Source organism: Rhizobium sp. R86522 (assembly GCF_042466255.1).
Classification (GTDB): domain Bacteria; phylum Pseudomonadota; class Alphaproteobacteria; order Rhizobiales; family Rhizobiaceae; genus Allorhizobium.
Map to the genome: position 1 here is coordinate 2,912,494 of NZ_JAXHBX010000001.1, position 18,598 is coordinate 2,931,091.

At 60.1% G+C, this 18,598-nt stretch carries 20 protein-coding genes; 8 read left to right on the forward strand and 12 right to left on the reverse strand.

Features of this window, described 5'->3' with window-relative positions:
* The first annotated feature begins 88 nt into the window (after positions 1 to 88).
* Entirely contained in the window at positions 89 to 1,750 is a 1,662-nt protein-coding gene (locus tag SJY08_RS14200; protein ID WP_377278605.1) for a phosphoethanolamine transferase, read from the forward strand.
* 111 nt (positions 1,751 to 1,861) lie between these two features.
* On the opposite strand, the gene SJY08_RS14205 is transcribed toward SJY08_RS14200, so the two are convergent.
* Together SJY08_RS14205 and SJY08_RS14210 are read right to left on the reverse strand one after the other, a co-directional pair.
* Positions 1,862 to 2,401, reverse strand: coding sequence for a cytochrome b/b6 domain-containing protein (locus SJY08_RS14205; protein ID WP_300890349.1), 540 nt, complete (start codon positions 2,399 to 2,401; stop codon positions 1,862 to 1,864).
* 3 nt (positions 2,402 to 2,404) lie between these two features.
* The gene (locus SJY08_RS14210; protein WP_054148736.1) at positions 2,405 to 2,671 is read right to left on the reverse strand and encodes a PepSY domain-containing protein; all 267 of its coding nucleotides are present in this window, start codon (positions 2,669 to 2,671) and stop codon (positions 2,405 to 2,407) included.
* Between the two features lie 156 nt (positions 2,672 to 2,827).
* Here SJY08_RS14210 and SJY08_RS14215 point away from each other — a divergent pair, with 156 nt between their 5' ends.
* Positions 2,828 to 3,496, forward strand: a complete 669-nt coding sequence (locus tag SJY08_RS14215) for a response regulator transcription factor (RefSeq protein ID WP_300890347.1) — start codon at positions 2,828 to 2,830, stop codon at positions 3,494 to 3,496.
* Positions 3,486 to 4,838: a sensor histidine kinase gene (locus SJY08_RS14220; protein ID WP_377276437.1), complete on the forward strand. Its 1,353-nt coding sequence runs from the start codon at positions 3,486 to 3,488 to the stop codon at positions 4,836 to 4,838. The genes SJY08_RS14215 and SJY08_RS14220 overlap by 11 nt, the downstream gene beginning before the upstream one ends.
* A gap of 418 nt (positions 4,839 to 5,256) precedes the next feature.
* Here the strand turns inward: SJY08_RS14220 and SJY08_RS14225 are convergent, their stop codons facing one another.
* From SJY08_RS14225 to SJY08_RS14245, 5 genes are all read right to left on the reverse strand, one after another.
* The gene (locus tag SJY08_RS14225; RefSeq protein ID WP_377276439.1) at positions 5,257 to 6,891 is read right to left on the reverse strand and encodes an FGGY-family carbohydrate kinase; all 1,635 of its coding nucleotides are present in this window, start codon (positions 6,889 to 6,891) and stop codon (positions 5,257 to 5,259) included.
* 56 nt (positions 6,892 to 6,947) lie between these two features.
* Positions 6,948 to 7,676 (reverse strand): SDR family oxidoreductase, encoded by a 729-nt coding sequence (locus SJY08_RS14230; protein ID WP_300890344.1) that lies wholly within the window; start codon positions 7,674 to 7,676, stop codon positions 6,948 to 6,950.
* A 21-nt stretch (positions 7,677 to 7,697) separates the two neighbouring features.
* On the reverse strand, positions 7,698 to 8,960 hold the full coding sequence (locus SJY08_RS14235; protein WP_377276441.1) for a sugar ABC transporter permease: 1,263 nt from the start codon (positions 8,958 to 8,960) through the stop codon (positions 7,698 to 7,700).
* Entirely contained in the window at positions 8,957 to 9,778 is an 822-nt protein-coding gene (locus SJY08_RS14240) for an ATP-binding cassette domain-containing protein (protein WP_377276443.1), read from the reverse strand. The genes SJY08_RS14235 and SJY08_RS14240 overlap by 4 nt, the downstream gene beginning before the upstream one ends.
* A gap of 73 nt (positions 9,779 to 9,851) precedes the next feature.
* A complete protein-coding gene (locus SJY08_RS14245) occupies positions 9,852 to 10,898 on the reverse strand; it encodes a sugar ABC transporter substrate-binding protein (RefSeq protein ID WP_377276445.1) in 1,047 nt (348 codons plus the stop codon).
* A 276-nt stretch (positions 10,899 to 11,174) separates the two neighbouring features.
* On the opposite strand from SJY08_RS14245, the gene SJY08_RS14250 reads away from it, so the two are divergent.
* Entirely contained in the window at positions 11,175 to 12,188 is a 1,014-nt protein-coding gene (locus SJY08_RS14250) for a LacI family DNA-binding transcriptional regulator (RefSeq protein WP_377276447.1), read from the forward strand.
* A gap of 567 nt (positions 12,189 to 12,755) precedes the next feature.
* Here SJY08_RS14250 and SJY08_RS14255 read toward each other — a convergent pair.
* Together SJY08_RS14255 and SJY08_RS14260 are read right to left on the reverse strand one after the other, a co-directional pair.
* The gene (locus SJY08_RS14255) at positions 12,756 to 14,075 is read right to left on the reverse strand and encodes an MFS transporter (protein WP_377276449.1); all 1,320 of its coding nucleotides are present in this window, start codon (positions 14,073 to 14,075) and stop codon (positions 12,756 to 12,758) included.
* Between the two features lie 12 nt (positions 14,076 to 14,087).
* Entirely contained in the window at positions 14,088 to 14,363 is a 276-nt protein-coding gene (locus tag SJY08_RS14260) for a metal-sensing transcriptional repressor (RefSeq protein WP_054148722.1), read from the reverse strand.
* 119 nt (positions 14,364 to 14,482) lie between these two features.
* On the opposite strand from SJY08_RS14260, the gene SJY08_RS14265 reads away from it, so the two are divergent.
* Genes SJY08_RS14265 through SJY08_RS14275 form a run of 3 tightly spaced genes read left to right on the forward strand, consistent with a single transcriptional unit; the run spans position 14,483 to position 16,278 of the window.
* Positions 14,483 to 14,818 (forward strand): hypothetical protein, encoded by a 336-nt coding sequence (locus SJY08_RS14265; protein WP_377276451.1) that lies wholly within the window; start codon positions 14,483 to 14,485, stop codon positions 14,816 to 14,818.
* Positions 14,819 to 14,865: 47 nt separating this feature from the next.
* A complete protein-coding gene (locus SJY08_RS14270) occupies positions 14,866 to 15,597 on the forward strand; it encodes a HupE/UreJ family protein (protein ID WP_377276453.1) in 732 nt (243 codons plus the stop codon).
* Between the two features lie 18 nt (positions 15,598 to 15,615).
* A complete protein-coding gene (locus SJY08_RS14275; RefSeq protein ID WP_054148719.1) occupies positions 15,616 to 16,278 on the forward strand; it encodes a hypothetical protein in 663 nt (220 codons plus the stop codon).
* Between the two features lie 60 nt (positions 16,279 to 16,338).
* Here the strand turns inward: SJY08_RS14275 and SJY08_RS14280 are convergent, their stop codons facing one another.
* Positions 16,339 to 17,127, reverse strand: coding sequence for a MauE/DoxX family redox-associated membrane protein (locus SJY08_RS14280; RefSeq protein WP_377276455.1), 789 nt, complete (start codon positions 17,125 to 17,127; stop codon positions 16,339 to 16,341).
* 53 nt (positions 17,128 to 17,180) lie between these two features.
* On the opposite strand from SJY08_RS14280, the gene SJY08_RS14285 reads away from it, so the two are divergent.
* Positions 17,181 to 17,585, forward strand: coding sequence for a MerR family transcriptional regulator (locus SJY08_RS14285; protein WP_069042124.1), 405 nt, complete (start codon positions 17,181 to 17,183; stop codon positions 17,583 to 17,585).
* A 22-nt stretch (positions 17,586 to 17,607) separates the two neighbouring features.
* Here SJY08_RS14285 and SJY08_RS14290 read toward each other — a convergent pair whose 3' ends face one another.
* Complete coding sequence (locus SJY08_RS14290) at positions 17,608 to 18,054, reverse strand: DUF411 domain-containing protein (RefSeq protein ID WP_377276458.1); 447 nt, start codon at positions 18,052 to 18,054, stop codon at positions 17,608 to 17,610.
* Between the two features lie 157 nt (positions 18,055 to 18,211).
* Entirely contained in the window at positions 18,212 to 18,586 is a 375-nt protein-coding gene (locus SJY08_RS14295; protein ID WP_377276460.1) for a hypothetical protein, read from the reverse strand.
* Between the last annotated feature and the right edge of the window lie 12 nt (positions 18,587 to 18,598).

An 18,598-nucleotide genomic window follows, 5' to 3' on the forward strand; every position in this document is an offset into this window, starting at 1 on the left:
TGATCTGGCTGACCGTCGAGAACGCATTCCTCCATAAGCAACGTTCAGGTGTCTGTCAGCTTTGCACGGCAGTGCATCGGATCTTAGGATCCATGCACGAAAGGAAGCGGGCTTGTTGAAGACGCTTTTGAAGTTCAGACCGCGCTTGCGCAGCGAATGGCTGAGCCTACTCACCGCAGTCTATCTGCTGTTTTTCATGAACGGGACTTTCTGGGGCAAGTCCTTCCTCTACCTCCAGGGGCAAGGCTTCGCGCTTGTTGGGCTGGCGGTCGGTCTTTTGGCCGCCTTTGTCGCGCTGACCGTCACGTTCTCAGCCAAATACCTGATCAAGCCGGCCCTGATCCTCATGGTGATCACCAGCGTGGCGAGTGCGTGGTTCATGGATCGTTTCGGCGTGATCGTCGACACTGAGATGATCCGCAACGCGGCCGAGACCAACACGGCCGAGGCCGGCCACCTGATGACCGGTGCCTTCGTCCTTCATATGGGGCTCTTTGGTATCCTGCCCTCGCTGTTCATCGCCTGGGTCGAGGTCGTGCACCGTCCACTCCTCAAAAAACTCATAGTCAATCTGATGATCATCGCGCCGTCTCTGCTGGTATTTGCTGGTGCTGGCCTCTCGAACAGCGGCACATTCATCTTCAGCACCCGTGAGCACCGTGACTGGTTCCGAACGCTGAACCCGATCTTTCCGGTCGGAAGCGCGGCCAGCTTCCTGATTGGACGATCACGCGAGCAAGCGATTGTTCTCCAGCCGATCGGTACCGATGCCAGGGTTTTGGATGCTCTGCCGGCCAATGGCCGCCGACCACGCGTCACGATCATCGTCGTTGGCGAAACGGCGCGGGCGCAGAGTTTCCAGCTCGGCGGCTACGAGCGCCCGACGAACCCTCAGCTTTCGAAGCGCGACATCACCTATTTCAGCGACACTTCTAGCTGCGGAACGGCGACGGCTGTCTCAGTGCCCTGCATGTTTTCGGTCTATGGTCGACGGGACTACTCGCACGCAAAAGCCTTGGCGACAGAGGACCTGATGGATGTCCTCACCCATGCCGGCATCAAGACCGAATGGTGGGACAACAACACCGGCGACAAACATGTCGCCGATCGAATCCAGAAGACCGATTTCTTCAAATCGAACGATCCGCGTTTCTGCCATGGCGGTGAGTGTCTGGACCAAATCCTGGTCGACGGCCTCGATGCCTGGCTGGACAAGGTGGATGGCGACGCCGTTCTGGTCCTCCACCAGCTCGGCAATCACGGCCCCGCCTATTATCTACGCTATCCCGACGAGTTCCGCAAATTCGTGCCGGATTGCCGCTCGGCAGACTTTGATGCCTGTACGCCGGAGACCATCAGGAACGCCTATGACAACGCCCTGCTCTACACCGACCATATTCTCTCCGAGGTAATCGACAAGCTGAGCGCCCATGCCAAAACGCTGGATACGGCGATGATCTACATGTCTGACCATGGCGAGTCGCTGGGCGAAAACGGTCTCTATCTGCACGGCGCGCCGTATATGTTTGCGCCAGCCGAACAGACCCATGTTCCGCTTGTTCTCTGGACGTCACCCGACCTTCGACAGTCGACCGGCATCGACAAACCGTGCCTCACATCCAAGGCGGATTTGCCCCATTCGCACGACAACCTCTTCCACAGTGTGCTCGGCCTGATGCAGGTGAAGACTGCGGTCTATGACCCGGCCCTCGACATTTTTGCAGCCTGCCGCAGCAAAGTCTCGTCTTGAGGGGCACTTCAGAGATTCGGTCCATCAAACCCATCAAACCCATCAAACCTACTCACGACAGACAAGGACGCCGCGGTTTGCGGCGTCCTTTGTTTCGTTGGGGCTTCTCTTTCAGAGAATATCGCCGCCGTCCGGTGCGCGTTTGCGCCCGGTGAACATGGCAAGCGCAAGGTTTTCATGATGCCGGAGGCTGGCATGAATGACGCCCACCACGTGGACAGCGATGGCCACCAGCAGCAATTGAGCGAGCGCTTCATGTGTCTCCTCGACCCATTCAATGCCCCAATAGGCATCCGTCGTCTGCATCCAGCCGGTGAGCGCGATGCCACCGACCATCAGAAGCAACACGACCACCATGGTGGCCCCGAGCGGGTTGTGGCCGAGATATCGGGCCTCCTTGTGGCGAAGCATGTCGCCGGCGTAATGCAGCGTGCGCTTCGGCGAGCGGATGAACTGGCTGAAACGGGCGTAGCGCGTCCCGGCTATGCCGAGAATGAGCCGCAGGCCAATCAGGCCGGCGGCCGCATAGCCTGCCACCTCGTGCAGGCTTTGCAACTCGTCCGCCGTCAACCAGCACAAGGCGACACTGCCCACGAGGCTCCAGTGAAAGAGCCTGACCGGACGATCCCAGACCTTGACAGTCGACGTCATCGATCAGTCCTCGATCTTCATGTCGACCGACTGGAGGGTCTGCGGGTCAAAATAGGCTTCGACCTTCTTGCCTTCGGCATTGATGGCATAGGCTTCATAGCAGCCGTCTTCGGTCTTGATCGAGCGGACCTTCCAGCCTTCGCCTTCAAGCTTGGTTTGCAGCGCCTCGCGCGGCTTCCAGTCGGCCATGGCGACATTGCATTTTTCGGAAGCAAGTGCGGTGCCGCCAAAGGCAGCTGCGAGGCCGAGAGCGATGATGATCTTCTGCATGGAATGTGTTCCTTTCCTGGTGTTGGACACGAGGGGAGGATCGACCCGCAAGCTGACAGCCACCTGAAGGGCGAGCTCAGACCTTGCGGGCGGTTCAGCGGGCTGTCAGTTTGGTGCGCGACAAGAGATCTCGATCTCTTTGACAGGGGAAAATGAATGCGGGTCTTGCTGGTCGAAGACGATGAAATGCTCGGCGATGCGGTGAAGACATACGTGCACCGCCAGGGCCATGCCGTGGACTGGGCGCTCTCGTGTGACGAGGCCGAGGCGAGCCTTCAAGCAGCAGCCTATGATCTCGTGCTCCTCGATCTCAGGCTGCCGGATGGGAGCGGGCTCGGTATTCTGAAGGCTCTGCGGGCCCGCCGCGATGAGATGCCTGTCATCATCATGACGGCCCACGACCAGGTGTCCGATCGCATTGCCGGATTGAATGCCGGGGCCGACGACTATCTTGTCAAACCTGTCGATCTCGGCGAGCTCCAGGCCCGTATTCACGCCGTATCGCGACGCTACGGCACGCACAAGCTGCCCGATCTCACCATCGCAGGCATCGGAGTTTACCCTTCCGAGCGGCGGATTGCGGCTGGGGACGGTGCGGAAATCCTTCTCTCCTCCCGCGAATGGGCCGTGCTCGACAGGCTGATCGCCCGCAAACGCGCCATCGTGTCGAAGGCCCAGATCGAGGAAGCGCTTTACGCCTTTGGGGCGGAGGTCGAGAGCAACACGGTCGAAGTCTATGTCAGCCGCTTGCGCCGAAAGCTGGGCAAGGATGCGATCGAGACCGTGCGCGGTATCGGCTACAGGATTTCCGCCGATGCGAGTTGAGACCCGAAGCCTTTCCGGACGCCTTGTCCTTTCTCTGTCGGTCCTGCTCGTGCTATTCTGGACGATCGCGGTCGGACTCTCCATTCACGTCATGCGTGCTGAATTCGATGAAGTGTTTGACAGCGCGCTGCAGGAGACCACGGAACGCCTCGCCCCTCTCGTCATCGACGATTTCTTCCGTCGCGACATCGGCAAAGGGCCGGACCAGGTGGCGGCGCTCAATCCTGGCGCAACAGACGAATACCTGACCTATCAGGTGCGCGATGCCTCCGGAAGGGTGCTCCTCCATTCGCACAATGTCGGAGCTGAACCTTATGCCGCACCGCTCTTGCCCGGCTTCTGGAGCGGCGATGACAGACGGATCTTCACCATCGCGGCGGTCAGCGATACGCTCTTCGTCCAGGCGGCGGACTCGCTCGCGCATCGACGCGAGGCGACGCTTGAAAGCGCCTTGACGCTGTTGCTGCCGATCCTGCTTCTGCTTCCGCTCGGCATGTTCGCAATCCGCTGGGTCGTCGTGCGGGCGACAAGGCCGGTCAATGAACTGCGGGACGCGATCAGTAGACGCGATGGCAACAACCTCGAACCCATCGCTTTGTTTGGGCTTCCGACAGAAATCGCGACGATACCGGGCTCGGTCAACACACTTCTCGGACGATTGAAGCTCGCGTTGCAAGCAGAACGGGACCTCGCCGCCAACAGCGCCCATGAACTTCGAACACCACTCGCCGGCGCACTCGCCCAGATGGAACTGCTGGCCGATCAACTCACCGAGCCGGATGACCGGTCGCGGTCGCATCGGGTGCTGGAGGCGCTTCGTCGCCTATCGCTTATGCTGGAAAAACTGCTGCAACTCTCCCGCGCGGAGGCAGGCGTCGGATTATCCAGTACTCCGGTTGATTTGCTCGCCCTCGTAAAGCTGCTTGTCGAGACCTTCCAGCGCTCGCATCCAACCGCGATGATCGAGTTGCGGCCGGAACCCGGGTTGCTGGGCCTCGTACGAGCAATCGACCCAGACGCCTTCGCCATTGCCTTCAACAACCTTCTGGAAAACGCAGCTCGTTACGGCGATGCCGAACAGCCCGTCACGATCGCCATCTCCGCGGATGGGCGCATCACGGTGACCAATGCCGTTTCCGTTCCACTCGATCCAGACCTTAATGTTTACCGAGCGCGCTTCAGGCGCGGCCATACGAGTAAGCCTGGAGCCGGTCTCGGTCTTGCGATCGTCGAAAAACTGGTGGCTCAGATGAGCGGCGCGATGAGCTTGAGGACTGTGGTTCTGCCTGAGGGAGTCACGGGATTCGAGTGTGAACTCTCACTCCCGCCGCCAGAACAATGACTAAATGGCGCTCGTGATAATCGGCGAGCCGGCGTAGCCGTTCGGAGCTGCTCGTGATCTAGGTTCCGGAGCAGATCACCACTTGCGTCCCGGTTTGAGTTAGCGCTCCACTTGAAAGGCTGCTGACTTGGTGCGCGATGCGGCGGCTTTCAGAGCAATCAATTGAGATTGCCAACGACCGGCATGACGGCGCTTAGCTGCCCCGCTCAAATGCTAACCTCACCTCCGGCTCTGCACTCCCGAGCGGAAATAATCGCCACTCTCCCGCCATGTTGACGTCAGCCCACAGCCCTGTGAGGCATTCCACCCCTCTCGACTGATCAGCAAAGGCGGGCACAATAACCAATGGCGGGCCCGCATAAGCCTCAGGCCTCAGTGTCACGAGTTGCACCCGCAGCCCGATTGCTGCCTAGCAATGCTAGAACGACCTTATGGTCCGCGAAACTTCCTGAAGGTTGAGGAAGGCCTGATAGCGTCCTTCATGGAGTGTCGCTACACGCTGGCCGCTCGGCGTATGGATCGAAGCACTCCTTGTGAGTTCACGCATGGCATCGCGAACATCTTGGAAGGCCTCAGCCGCAACGCTACCAAGAATGGCAGAGCCGAGCAGGACAGGTTCGTCCGCTTCAGTCGCGACAACAGGCTTGCGACAGGCGTCTGCCAAGATCTGGCGAACTAAGGGGCTTGCACCCGCGCCACCGCTGATTACCACCCGCTCCACGGACGCACCGGATTTTGCCTGCGTCTCGATGATCTGGCGCAATCCGTAGCCGATCCCACAGAGGCCGGCGATGTAGAGAGCGATCAGACTGTCGAAGTCACGCTCCATTCCAAGCCCGGCAATGACTGCGCGGGCATGCGGATCAGCAAACGGTGCGCGGTTCCCGAGAAACTCCGGCACCACATGCAGGCCCGCAGCGAGCTCGACGGCCTCTGAGGCATTGGCAATCTTGAGTGCTACCTGCTCGGCCATGAAGGCGGGCAAAGACTTCCCCTCGGCCTGCGCCCGGGCGGTCGCCTCGGCGGCAGCGGGATGGAAAGAGAGAAGCTGATCTATCGCCGCGCCAGCAGCACTCTGACCACCTTCGTTCAACCACATGCCGGGTACCATGGCCGAGTAATACGGCCCCCAGACACCAGGCACGAAGACGGGATCAGCCGTCGACGTCATGGTGCAGGAGGAGGTCCCGAAGACGTAAGCCAAGTTCTCGGCGGGCTTGCCACCAATGCCGACCGTGCCGATGCCACCCGCATGGGCATCGATCATGCCCGCGGCGACGGCCGTACCGGGCTTGAGACCCATGGCTTCGGCGGCTTCAGGCGTCAGCCCCTGCCCCAATCGGGTGCCGGGCTCGACGATGTCAGTGCCGATGCGGGTAAAGCCTTCTTTCACCAGCTCTGAAAGGCCGATCTGCTCGAAATAACTTTGATCCCAACGCGCCTCATGGGCGAGATAGGTCCATTTGCAAGTCACGGTACATGTCGAGCGCGAGAGAGCGCCAGTCGATTTCCAGGTCAGAAAATCGGCGAGATCGAAGAACTGCCAAGCGGCTGCGAAAGTCGCCGGGCGATTTTCCTTCAACCACAGGATCTTCGGCGTCTCCATCTCGGGCGAGATGCGGCCACCGACATAGCGCAACACATCATGCCCCATCGCATTAATGCGTTCGGCCTGGGCGACTGCGCGGTGGTCCATCCAGACGATGATGTCACGCTCTGCCTTTTCCGAGGGGCCGACTGCAAGCGGCTTACCACCCTCACCCAGCACCACCAGCGAGCAGGTCGCGTCAAAGCCGAGCCCGATGACCTGATCCGGCGCCACTCCGGCTGCCTCCACCGCCTCGCGGATGATAGCGCAGACCGCGTTCCAGATCTCGGTGCTCGACTGCTCGACGATCGAGCCTGCCTCGCGGTAAAGCGTGATCTCGCGCTTGACGACCGACAACATACGCCCCTCAAGGTCGAAGAGGCCAGCACGTGCGCTGCCCGTTCCGACATCGACGCCGATGACGTAACGCGTGGCTCCCTCGGTCGAGTTCTGTGCTGAGGTCATGGTCTTCTCGTCTGTTTCCGCATTTCAAGGGCAGGCTACTGAGGATCAAGCAGGCGTCAGAGATCGACGCTGTTGGGCAGAATCACCAGGTCACGAATGGTCACATTGCGGGGCCGCGACAGCATGAAGAGCACGGCATCGGCCACCTCCTTCGGCTGCATCAGGCTGCCATTGGCAAGCGCCTCTTCCATCTTGGCCTGCGGCCAGTCATCGAGGAGTGCTGTAACAACGGGACCCGGCAGAACCGCACCGACGCGCACGCCATGGGGCGCCACCTGGCGGCGGGTCGAATGGACAAAGGCCTGAACCGCGAATTTCGAAGCTGTGTAGATCGGCTCCCAGACGACCGGAACGACGCCGGCGATTGAGCTGGTGAACAGGATGTCACCGGACTTCTGCGCGATCATGTGCGGCAGGACTGCATGCACCGAGCGGAAGGCAGCGTTGATGTTGAGGTTCAGCATGCGGTCCCAGGCATCAGGATCGCCTTCCGCGACTGGACCGCCGATATAGGCACCGGCATTGGCGTGGAATATGTCCAAACCGCCTGCCAGCTCAAGAATGCGCGGCAGCATGCTGGAGACGGCAGGCCCATCGAAGAGGTCGACCACCAGCGGCTTGGCACGCTCGCCGAGTTCCTGGCAGAGCGTCTCGAGCTTGTCCTTTGCGCGGTCGATCAGGACGACGGTCGCGCCTTCGGCGATCAGGGTTCGGGCGCATTCAAGACCGATCCCGGAGGCCGCTCCGGTGATAGCGGCAACCTTGCCCTTCATCAGTTCAGTCATAACAAGTCTCCAGTCTTTGGATCAGGCGCGGCCATGGCTGACGCGGGAGCGGCGGGCAAGCGAGTCGACGATGACGGCGATGGCGAGAACAGCACCGGTGATCATATAGCGAAGCGACGAGCTGAGGTTGAGGAGCGTCAACCCGTTCGAGATCGCCTGGATGACGATAATGCCAAGCAGTGCCGAATAAGCGCTGCCGCGTCCGCCGAAGAGGCTGGTGCCGCCAATGACGGCCGCTGCGATCGCGTTGAGGTTGACGTCACCCGTGCCGGCCTGCTGGCTAGACGAGGCGAGACGCGATGCGGACAAGGTGCCGCCGAGAGCTGCCAGCGTCGAGCAAAGCATGAATGCGCTCATGTAGATGCGGCGGACATTGATACCCGAGCGGCGCGCAGCCTCACGGTTGCCACCGACAGCAAACATCGAGCGGCCCCACTTGGTCTTGGTGAGCGCATAATTCAGGATCACGACCAGGGCCACGAACAGGCCAAACATCCATGGTACGCCGCGCCCGAGGTTCAGGTAGTAGACTGCAGCTTCAAGCACGACCGTCAGGACCACGGCCTTGACGATGAGGCTGCTGATCGGCTGCGAGGAGAGATTGACCGCCTGTCGACGCGCACGGATGACCATACCGGCGACAATCAGGACGGCGCCAGGCACAAGTGCCAGCAGGTAGGACAGCCAGTCAGGCATCACGAGGATCTGGCCGAACCGGACGAGCGGCGAGGCATAGGGCAGGTTGATGCTGCCCGTCGGGCCGAGGATATAGAGCTGCAAGCCGAGCAGCGCGAGCAGGCCGGCAAGCGTTGCAACGAAGCTTGGCATGCCCAGGCGATTGTACATCATCGCGTAGATCGCACCGACGCCCGCTCCCGTCACCAGTGCCGCACCAATGGCGAGCGGCAATGAGATACCGGAGTTGACCCAGAGCACGCCGATGATCGCCGAGGCGAGACCGCTCATCGAGCCAACCGAGAGATCGATCTCGCCGAGAATGAGCACACAGACGATGCCAAGCGAGATGATGCCGACTGTCGCGCAGTCGAACAGCAGGTTTACGAGGTTGTTCGGCGCAAGAAAGATCGGATTGAGGATGCTGAAGACCGTCGAAATGACGATCAGACCAATGGCGACCGGCAACATTCCGAGGTCGCCGGAACGAACCCGGCTGACGAAGGCACGGACCATACCGCCGATGCCATCGGCGTGGCGGACGCGCTCATCGCTGCGATCGAGAGCAAGAGGCGCAGGTTTGTTTTCATTCGACATCTGAGTGCTCATGCGGGGCTCCCGCCGATTTCGGCCTGTTCGACGGCCTTTCGGCCAGCGCGGCGCGAGACAGAGTTTTCCGTGGCGCCGGTAATGGCGGCCACGAGTTCGTGGTTCGAGGCGTCGGGCGAGAAGACGCCGTTGTTCTTGCCAAGACGCAGGACGACGACGCGGTCGGCAACGGCACGGACGTCCTCCATGTTGTGGCTGATGATGATGACCCCGAGGCCGCGCTCACGGACGCGTTCGATCAAGTTCAGGACTTCTGCCGTCTGCGCAACGCCAAGTGCTGCCGTCGGCTCGTCGAGCATAATGATCTTCGGGTCGAGCAGAAGCGAGCGGGCAATCGCGACCGTCTGGCGCTGGCCACCTGACAGCGAGGCAATCGGCTCACGTACCGAGGGAATGCGGGCGGCGAGTTCGCGCAGCAGCGTCCAGGCACGCACCTCCATCGCCACCTCATCGAGGTTCCAAGGCGAGAGTTCGTGTCCAAGAAAGAGATTGGCGACGACATCGAGATTTTCGCAAAGCGCCAGGTCCTGGAAGACGGTCGCAATGCCGAGCTCGAGCGCGCGGCTCGGGCTGTCGAGCGACACTTCCTGGCCCAGGAACTCGATCCGGCCGGAACTCGGCTGATGGACGCCGGCCAGAACCTTGATCAGCGTCGACTTGCCGGCACCGTTGTCACCGACGAGAGCGACGACCTCGCCCGCCTTTACTTCCAACTCGATGTCGCTCAGCGCAGATACCGCGCCGAAGTTCTTCGAGACATTGCTCAGCTTCAAGATGGTCGTGCCCTTCGGGGGCAGACCGATGTCATTTCGTTGCATGACGCGGCGCTCTTCCTTGCGAATGGAATACGCCCGGCCGGAGCAAGCCCCGACCGAGCGCCTTGGGAGATCATTACTTGATAATGCCGAGCTTCTTGCAACCCTCGGCATATTCACCGGTGCAGACATCTTCGGGGTTCTGGATGCCCTTGTCGAAGATCTCTGCCTTGATGTTTTCCGCGGTCACAACGGCCGGCACGAAGAGCTCGGACGGTGTGTTGTAGAGGGTGGTCTTGGCTTCGACCGTCTCGCCCTTAAGCAGCTTCACAGCCACATTTGCTGCTGCAGCCGCGACGATTTCCGATGGCTTGGAAATCGTGTTGTACTGGTCGCCCGAGATGATCAACTGCAGCGCCGCGATCGTCGCGTCGTTGCCGGTGACAGGCGGGACAGGGTTCACGCCGGCTGCCTTGAAGGCTGCGATGGCGCCACCGCCGGTGCCGTCGTTGGCAGCAACGACGCCCTTGATCTCGGCGCCGAAGCGGGTGATCTGGCCGGCGGCCCATTCCTGTGCCTTTGGCGGCGCCCATTCCGGCGTGTCGAATTCGGCAAGCGTCTTGTAGCCGGAGTCCTTCAAGCCGCGATGGATGCCGTCACGGATGAGGCCAGCCGCCGCATCGGTTGGCGAACCGTTGATCTGCAGCACGCCCGCACCTTCCGGAACGCCACTGGCCTTCAGATGGTCAACCAGCGACTTGGCGATCGCATGGCCGATGCCTTCATTGTCGAAGGACACGTAGTAGTCTGCAGCCTTGTCCGGGATCGGACGGTCATAGGCGATGACCTTTACATCCTGGGACTGGGCGATTTCGACGAGAGCGGCGGCCGCAGCGGAATCGACCGGATCGAGAACAACGACCTTGGCGCCCTGCGCAATCACCGAATTGAACTGCTGCTGCTGGAGCGCGACATCCGCATTGGCATTCTGGTAGATGACGGTGCAGGTCGGGCAGAGCTTTGCCATCTCTGCCTTGAAGCCCGGATAGTCGTGCTCTTCATAGCGCGTCGATGCCTGGTCGGGCATCAGGAAGGCGACTGTCGCCCCTTCCTGCGCGAGAGCAGAGCCGGAAAGCATTGCGGCGAGACCGACGGTCGCCAGCAGCATGGAACGAATTTTCATATCTCATTCTCCTCCTTGAATGGGAACAGCTCGCCTTGTGAGGCTGCTCCGGACTGTCATTCTCCCGCCCATTCCGCATCGCCCGACATGAGGACGCAGCGCATCGTTCGTCGCCGAGCACATCGGCGCCGCAAGACATGGGCACTGGCAGAACGCCTCCCGGTCGACCCTCCACAGCCAACCTGTATCATCGATTGAGCACCACTGCTCAATCGATGAAGCATGAATTGCCACTTCTCTCATTTGATGTCAAGTTGAGACTCGCAGGAGGAATTCGTGAATCAGCAGCGCCCGCAGAAGAAGACGACGATTTACGATCTGGCCGAACTCGCCGGAACGTCCGCAAGTGCTGTCAGCGCCGTCCTGAACGGCAATTGGAAAAAGCGCCGGATCAGTAGCCAGTTGGCAGAAAAGATCACCCGGATCGCCGAGGAACAGGGCTACGCCATCAACATGCAGGCAAGCCTGCTGCGCCGGGAAAAGTCCCGGATCATTGGCATGATTGTTCCTAAATACGACAACCGCTATTTCGGCTCGATCGTCGAGACCTTCGAAATCATGGCGCGCGAGCGCGGGCTGTTCCCGATCATAACCTGCACGCTGCGTGATCCTGGCTTAGAGATGGAAGCGGCACGCACCATGCTGTCCTACCAGGTGGAATGGCTGATCTCCACGGGTGCGACCGATCCGGATCGCATAACAGACATCTGCTTGGCTGCAGGCACTCGCAGTCTGAACCTTGACCTACCAGGAACCAAGGCGACGTCGATCATCTCCGACAACTTCGCCGGCGCGCGCGAGCTAACGCGGCGCACATTGATCAACCATCACACTAAAACTGGTGTCATGGCGCCGCTGCTCTTCATCGGCGGCCGTGGCAGTGACCATAACACCGCCGAACGTATCCGCGGCTTCCGCACTGCCCATCAGGATCTCGGCGTGCCAATCGAGGAACATCATGTCCTCGCCTGCGGCTACGCGCCAGAAAAGGCCGCGCAAGCGCTCAGCGCCATGGCGGCCAGAGAAGGAAGCGTGCCGCGCGGCATGTTCGTCAACTCAACCATTTCGCTCGAAGGCGTCATGCGCTGGATCAAGTCCTCAGCCCACTTTCAGGGTGAGCAACCCATCATCGGTTGCTTTGACTGGGACCCCTTCGTCGCCCTACTTGGCCACGACATCGAAATGGCACGCCAGGACGTGCCCGGCATGCTTACCGCAGCCTTCGACATCCTCGAGACAGGAAGCAGCGACGGCCGCAAGCTGATCGAGATCCCGCCGATTTTTGCGTGAGCCAAATAGATCGGCCGATCTGAAGCGTTTGGTAAATCCAAAATAGGGGGTGCAAACATCAGCACCGTCACGAGCGGTGGCACATTTTGCGATATATCAAACTGTCGCTGCGCGATCATTTACGCTCTAACACAGCGCACTCGGGCAGCCGCATACGAATGCCGCGTCACCTCCAACTTGGTGCTTACGAGCGGAAATGATTGCCGCTCTCCCGCCATATCGACGTCAGCCCAAAGCCAGGCCACAAAGACGGCACCCACAGTCGCTCTCGGCGGGAAAACACAGGATAATCAAAGGATATTTTGTCAAGTCCTTGAAATAATGTGAGAATCCAGGATCTCCAGGCGAGCTCTTTTAGGTCGGTTTTCCGCTGAAAATCGGCGTCCGTTTCTCACAGGAAAAAGTGACGCCTTCTCAAAAACTTGAGCAATCCTGGCTGCCGTTCTTCAGGCCATCCGTCGTGCTTGAGCGGGTCTCGCAAAACTGGCTGGGACCCGCAAGCAATCTCTGTGTAGGGGACCGACACCGGACATTCCACAGATACCGAATAACTTGTATCAGCCGATATTAGTGCTCACGCGGCCAGTCCGGATGTAGCCGATCGATCATGAAGGCATGACTGTGCCGGCGACCTTGGCGATGGTGTCCCTCGCGCAGATGTGGGTCATCATCTGCAAGGTCATCGTGACTGTGTTCCACCTCGGCTTCATCCGCCATCTCCCAAAGGGACACCGCGGTAACAAGACCCGCCGCGCCCATCGCCGCCATGATCAAGGCGGTCCCAGGAAGACCAACGACGACACCGAGCCACCCGGCAAGGGGATAGGTTATCAGCCAGCAGGCGTGAGACAGGGCGAAATGGGCCGCGAAGAGTGCTGGCCGGTCCTCCGGATGAGCTGATCGCCGCAGCAGACGGCCGGATGGTGTCTGAACAACGGAGTAGCCGATACCAAGGAGAAACCAGAGCGCCAGCAGCAAACCGTAGGTCTCGATGAACGCGGTCGCGATCAGACCTGCACTGAGCAGTGCAGCGCCGTAGAGCATGACCAACCTGTCTGGCATTCGGTCGAGAAGCCTGGGCAGCACGAGTGCCGCGAGCATCGAGCCAGACCCGAATGCAGCGAGTGCGATCGCCGTGTCGGAGGCTGTCAGTTCGAACTTTGCCTGCACGAAGACGACGGTGTTGACGATCACCATGGCGCCTGCGGCAGACACCGTGAGGCAGAGTGCGAGCAGACCGCGAAGCCGTGGCGTCGCGAGATAGATCTTCAAACCGCGTGTCGTGCGCTCGTAGATGCTCCGGCGCTCTTTCGCGGGATGATTGGGCAGCGTCACAGAAACGACGAGTGCCGCCGAGGCCAGAAATCCGAATACGGTTCCGGCAAAGAGCGAGTGGAAGGAGATGACCGTCAGCAGGGCAGCCGCCAGCATCGGGCTGACAAGGCTTTCCAGATCATAGGCGAGCCTGGAGAGAGAAAGCGCCCGGGTATAGTCCTTTTCTTCCGGCAGGACATCCGGGATGGTCGCCTGAAATGCCGGAGTGAACGCGGCAGACGCAGACTGGAGAACGAAGATCAGGACATAGACCTGCCAGATCTCCGAAACGAAGGGCAGACAGAGCGCGACTGCGGCCCTGATGAGATCGAGCGTAACCAGCATGGCCCGGCGCGGCAGCACTTCAGCGAAGGCTCCGGCAATCGGGGCGACAGCGACATAGGCGATCATCTTGATCGCCAACGCCGTGCCGAGCACCGCTCCGGCACGATCGCCTGCGAGATCGAAGGCAAGCAGACCCAGGGCGACGGTGGCAAGCCCCGTTCCAACAAGCGCGATGACCTGCGCGAAAAACAGATGCCGGTAGGTTCGATTGCGCAGAACATCCAGCATCGACCGCGTCCTTCAGAGGTACTTCGTGATGGTCTTGAAGTCGTCGATCGTCTTTCGCTGCGAAAGATCCAGCGCACCGACCGTTTCCTCCAGGCAATGGTCGAGATGGTCCTGGATCAGCGTGCGCTTGGCGTTGCGGACTGCCTTCTCAACGGCATCCAGTTGTTGGGCGATGTCGAGGCAAGGCTTGCCCGCCTCAATCATGGCGGTGACACTCCTCAGATGGCCCTCGGCGCGCTTGAGGCGCTTGATGATGTCGGGATGCGTTTCGTGTCGATGTTCGCTCATGGGCCATTCCTATCCCCCTGGAGGGGATATTTCAATCGGCTTTCTTGTTTCCGCCATCAATCAGGGCTATCTCGTCGGCCATGAAGTTTCGCGGTGGACGACGATTCGGATCTCTGTTGATGACCATGCTGGCGATCCTCGCCACGCTGGTGTTTTCGTTCGTGCCCCAGAGTAGTCATCCGCTGATCGAACACGCCTCGGCTCAGTCCATGCTGGACCATGGACATGATCATGGCGATCACTCTCACGACGATGATCAGGATTTTGGCGTCGACACGGCTGATGCTGAGCATCATCATGCTGACCATACGCATGAAAAAGCCGGTCTCGTGTCCGGATCCCGGCCCAAGGTGCCGGATGGTCGGCACTCGGCCTTCATCCTGGTCGATACGACGCGGGATGATGGTCGCCTTTATGGCATCGACCGCCCGCCGCGCTTCGTGAACCTCGTCTGATCCATGCCGCCCCAGGCGGTCGGTTCAACCGTTCACGGATATCCAACATGACAACACTGCTTCTAGGAGGCGTGTGGCACAGGGATTATACCCGCCACATCGTCGCCACCCTGCTGCTTGCCAGCCTCTCTTTGCTGCTCTTCGACCATGGGGCGGCGGCCCATGCCGTTGCCGAAGGCGACAAGGGCTATATCCAGGAGATCTCGGGGGTTCACATCATCCCCTTCATCTATCTGGGCGCAAAGCACATGGTCACCGGCTATGACCATCTGCTCTTCCTCTTCGGCGTGATCTTCTTCCTCTACAGGCTGAAGCACATCGCTCTCTATGTAAGCCTGTTTGCCATCGGGCATTCCACCACGATGCTGCTCGGCGTCTACTATGGCTGGAATGTCAGCTCCTATCTCATCGATGCGATCATCGGGCTTTCGGTCGTCTACAAGGCGCTCGACAATCTCGGCGCCTTCCAGCGCTGGCTCGGCTTCCAGCCGAATACCAAGGTGGCGACTCTCGTCTTTGGCCTGTTCCACGGGCTCGGTCTGGCGACCAAGATCCTCGAATACGACATTGCCGAGGACGGGCTGATCCCAAACCTGCTCGCCTTCAATGTCGGCGTCGAGATCGGCCAGCTTATCGCGCTTACCATCATCCTGATTGCCATGAGCTACTGGCGCAAGACCTCGGGTTTCCTGCGCCATGCCTATACCGCCAATGTCCTGATGATGACCGCCGGCTGGCTGCTGTTTGGCATGCAGATGACCGGCTATTTCGTTTCCTGAACCTCAGAGGAATAAACCATGTTCAATTCTCAAGCTCCCAATCCCGACGACCTCCCGTCCTCGGCACAGCTCGTCAAGTCAACAATCATCTCCGTCATCGCCGCAGGCGTTCTCCTGGTCACCGTGGTGATGCCCTCGGAATATGCCGTGGATCCGACCGGACTTGGCGCCGTCATGGGCCTGACCGAGATGGGCGAGATCAAGGCGCAGCTTGCCGAAGAAGCCGAACTCGACCGCATCAAGGACCAGAATGCAGGCGAGAGCCTCATTGCTCCGCAGCCGGCACCCGGATCACAAGAAGGATCGAACCTTCTTGAGCGTATCATCCGCGAATTCGGCATCTCCGCGGCCTATGCGCAGGATGCCGTGCGTCAGGACGAAGTGTCGATCACGCTGCAGCCTGGCGAAGGTGCTGAGGTCAAGCTCGTCATGCTCAAGGGCGCCAAGGCCAACTATAGCTGGACCGCCAATGGCTCGAAGGTGAACTTCGACACCCATGGTGACGGTGGCGGCGAAAGCATCAGCTACGAGAAGGGTCGCGGCGTTGCCGAGGACACTGGCGTTCTGGAAGCTGCCTTCGACGGCAATCATGGTTGGTTCTGGCGCAACCGGACCGGCGATCCCGTGACGGTGACGCTGAAGACCGACGGCGCCTATAGCGATATCAAGCGGGTGATGTGAGATGTCAGATGCCGGCGGATCGCTCCGCCGGCATCCTCGTTTCGTTTGATGGCTAGGTTATCACATTTGATGTCCTGGCATGATCCCGGAGTAGGCCAATGCCATCCACACCGCCATCGCGATCATCATCAGGTTCTCGGTGAGTGAGATGAACCCGAGCGGTACGTTGCTCGATCCACCGACGCAGGCGCATTTCAGCTCACGCTTGTCGATGTAAACGGCCTTGAAGACCGAAGCTGCGCCAATGCCACCAATGAACAGAGCCACGGGAACGGACAGCCAGTTCGCGATGCCGGCGACCATCAGGACGCCCGCGAGTCCTTCGGCATAGGGATAGATATAGCTGTATGGCACCCACCGCTTCGCGAGCAGATCATAGTTCAGGAACATCGTCGCGAAGGTTTCGACATTTTGAAGCTTGAGCATGGCCAGAACGACCATCGAGAAGGCGATGAACCATTCGGCTGCCTTGATGGTGAAAGGCGTCCCGAGAACGGCGTAGCTTGCTGCCGTTGCCATCAGGGCAGTCAAGACAAACAGCACGATGACAGGCCGATAGGTCGTCGCCTTGGGATCTGCAACCGGCTTTCCGAAGTGCCGCCGCAAATCGTCATAGCCTCCGATACGGCTTCCGCCGATAAAAACCTGGGGCGTTGTCTGGACGTCATGCTCCTGCTTGAACTCGTCCGTTTCCGCGCGCGTTTTCAGATGATGGTCTTCGACCTCGTAGCCTGATCGCTTGAGCAGGTCCTTGGCTTTCAGGCCGTACGGGCACGTATGCTCCGCAGTCACCATCCGGTAGAGGACGGCTTTCTTCGCTGTAGTCGAGGGTGTTACTCTGTCCAACATTTCACGTCTCCTTTGGCTTGTGAAACAGTTGGCAAGACCATAGGTTCCGTACCATGGTACGGAGTCAACACCCCATGGACATGACAATCGGAAAATTTGCATCAGCCGGCGGCGTCGGCGTGGAGACGGTCAGGTTCTACCAGCGCAAGGGTCTTCTGAAGACCCCTAAGCGTCTCGAGGGTGGCAGGCGCTATGGAACTGAGGATCTGAGGCGTCTGCAGTTCATCCGGCAGGCCCAGACCGCTGGTTTTACGCTGGAGGAGATACGAGAACTGCTCGAACTCGATGCCGGAGATGACAGGGAGCGGGCACGCGAGGCAGCAAAGGCGCGGCTAATCGCGCTGGAAACGCGGATCGCCGAGCTCAATCGGACCCGCGACGCGCTCCAGCGCCTGGTTGCAGAGTGCTCATCTGGGAAGAGCGGTCCGTGCCCGATCCTCCAGTCGTTTGGACTGTAGCCTGCAAAAGCAGCAGCTCCTGTCAGTCCGGCTTGAATGACTGATAAACATACATCTCACCCCCATCGCGCGGAATTGCGATGACGTCGTAGGGTTCCGGCGAACCGCCCATGCCGAGCGAACCCAATGGCATTCCTGCGACTGCGAGCCCGGCCAGGGGTGGTCGTTCATCGAGCAGCCTTCTCACGGCATCGATCGGCACATGTCCCTCAAGGAAATAGCCTTGTACTTCCGCTGTGTGGCAGGCTCGAACGGACAGCGGAACCTTGAAGCGCTGCTTGACGTGATCCATGTCCGGTTCCTCAACAGCGCGAACCGAGAAGCCCCCCTTGGTGAAAGCATCGCCCCATGATGAGCAGCAGCCACAATTGGGATCCTTATGAAGGATGACCGATGGCGCTGCGGCGAAGCCAGTGGCGGGTGTCATAGCCACCGTGGCAGCCACAGCCAAAAACTGTCTGCGTCTCATTCTCTCTCCTGCGACCTTCGGTTAGCCCCCCCCAAAAATGAAGGGAGATGCACGGCAGGGCTCCAGACAGTTGATGACCTGATCTTGGCACGGCGATGGCGTGACATCTTTGCCCCAAGTCAAGGATCCTACCACTCTCCCTCGCGCGCTTCCGAGATTAGAACTTCCCCTGCGCGGTGGTCCCGTCCGGGGTGATCACCTGGATCGCACCCTTGACACCCGGATTGACCGGAACGGGCGAAGTCCCCGTGAGGCGGTTGCCATCAGCAGCAGACAGCGCAAACCGACGAACAGCGCCGTCGATCAAAAGGATTGCATTGCCTGTGTGTCCGGTTGCCGAGACAGGCTGGTCGGCCGCGTCGAAGAGGTAGATCGTCATGTCCGTCGTCCCGGTGGCGACCAGTTCGACATGATGGTTTGCCCCGGCATCTACCTTGAGGCCGCCGTTCGGACCCGGGCGTGGTGCATGTGCATGAGCGGGAAGAGCCGTCATGACGGCGATGAGGGACAGGGCAAGCAGGCTGCGACGCATGGAGTTCTCCTG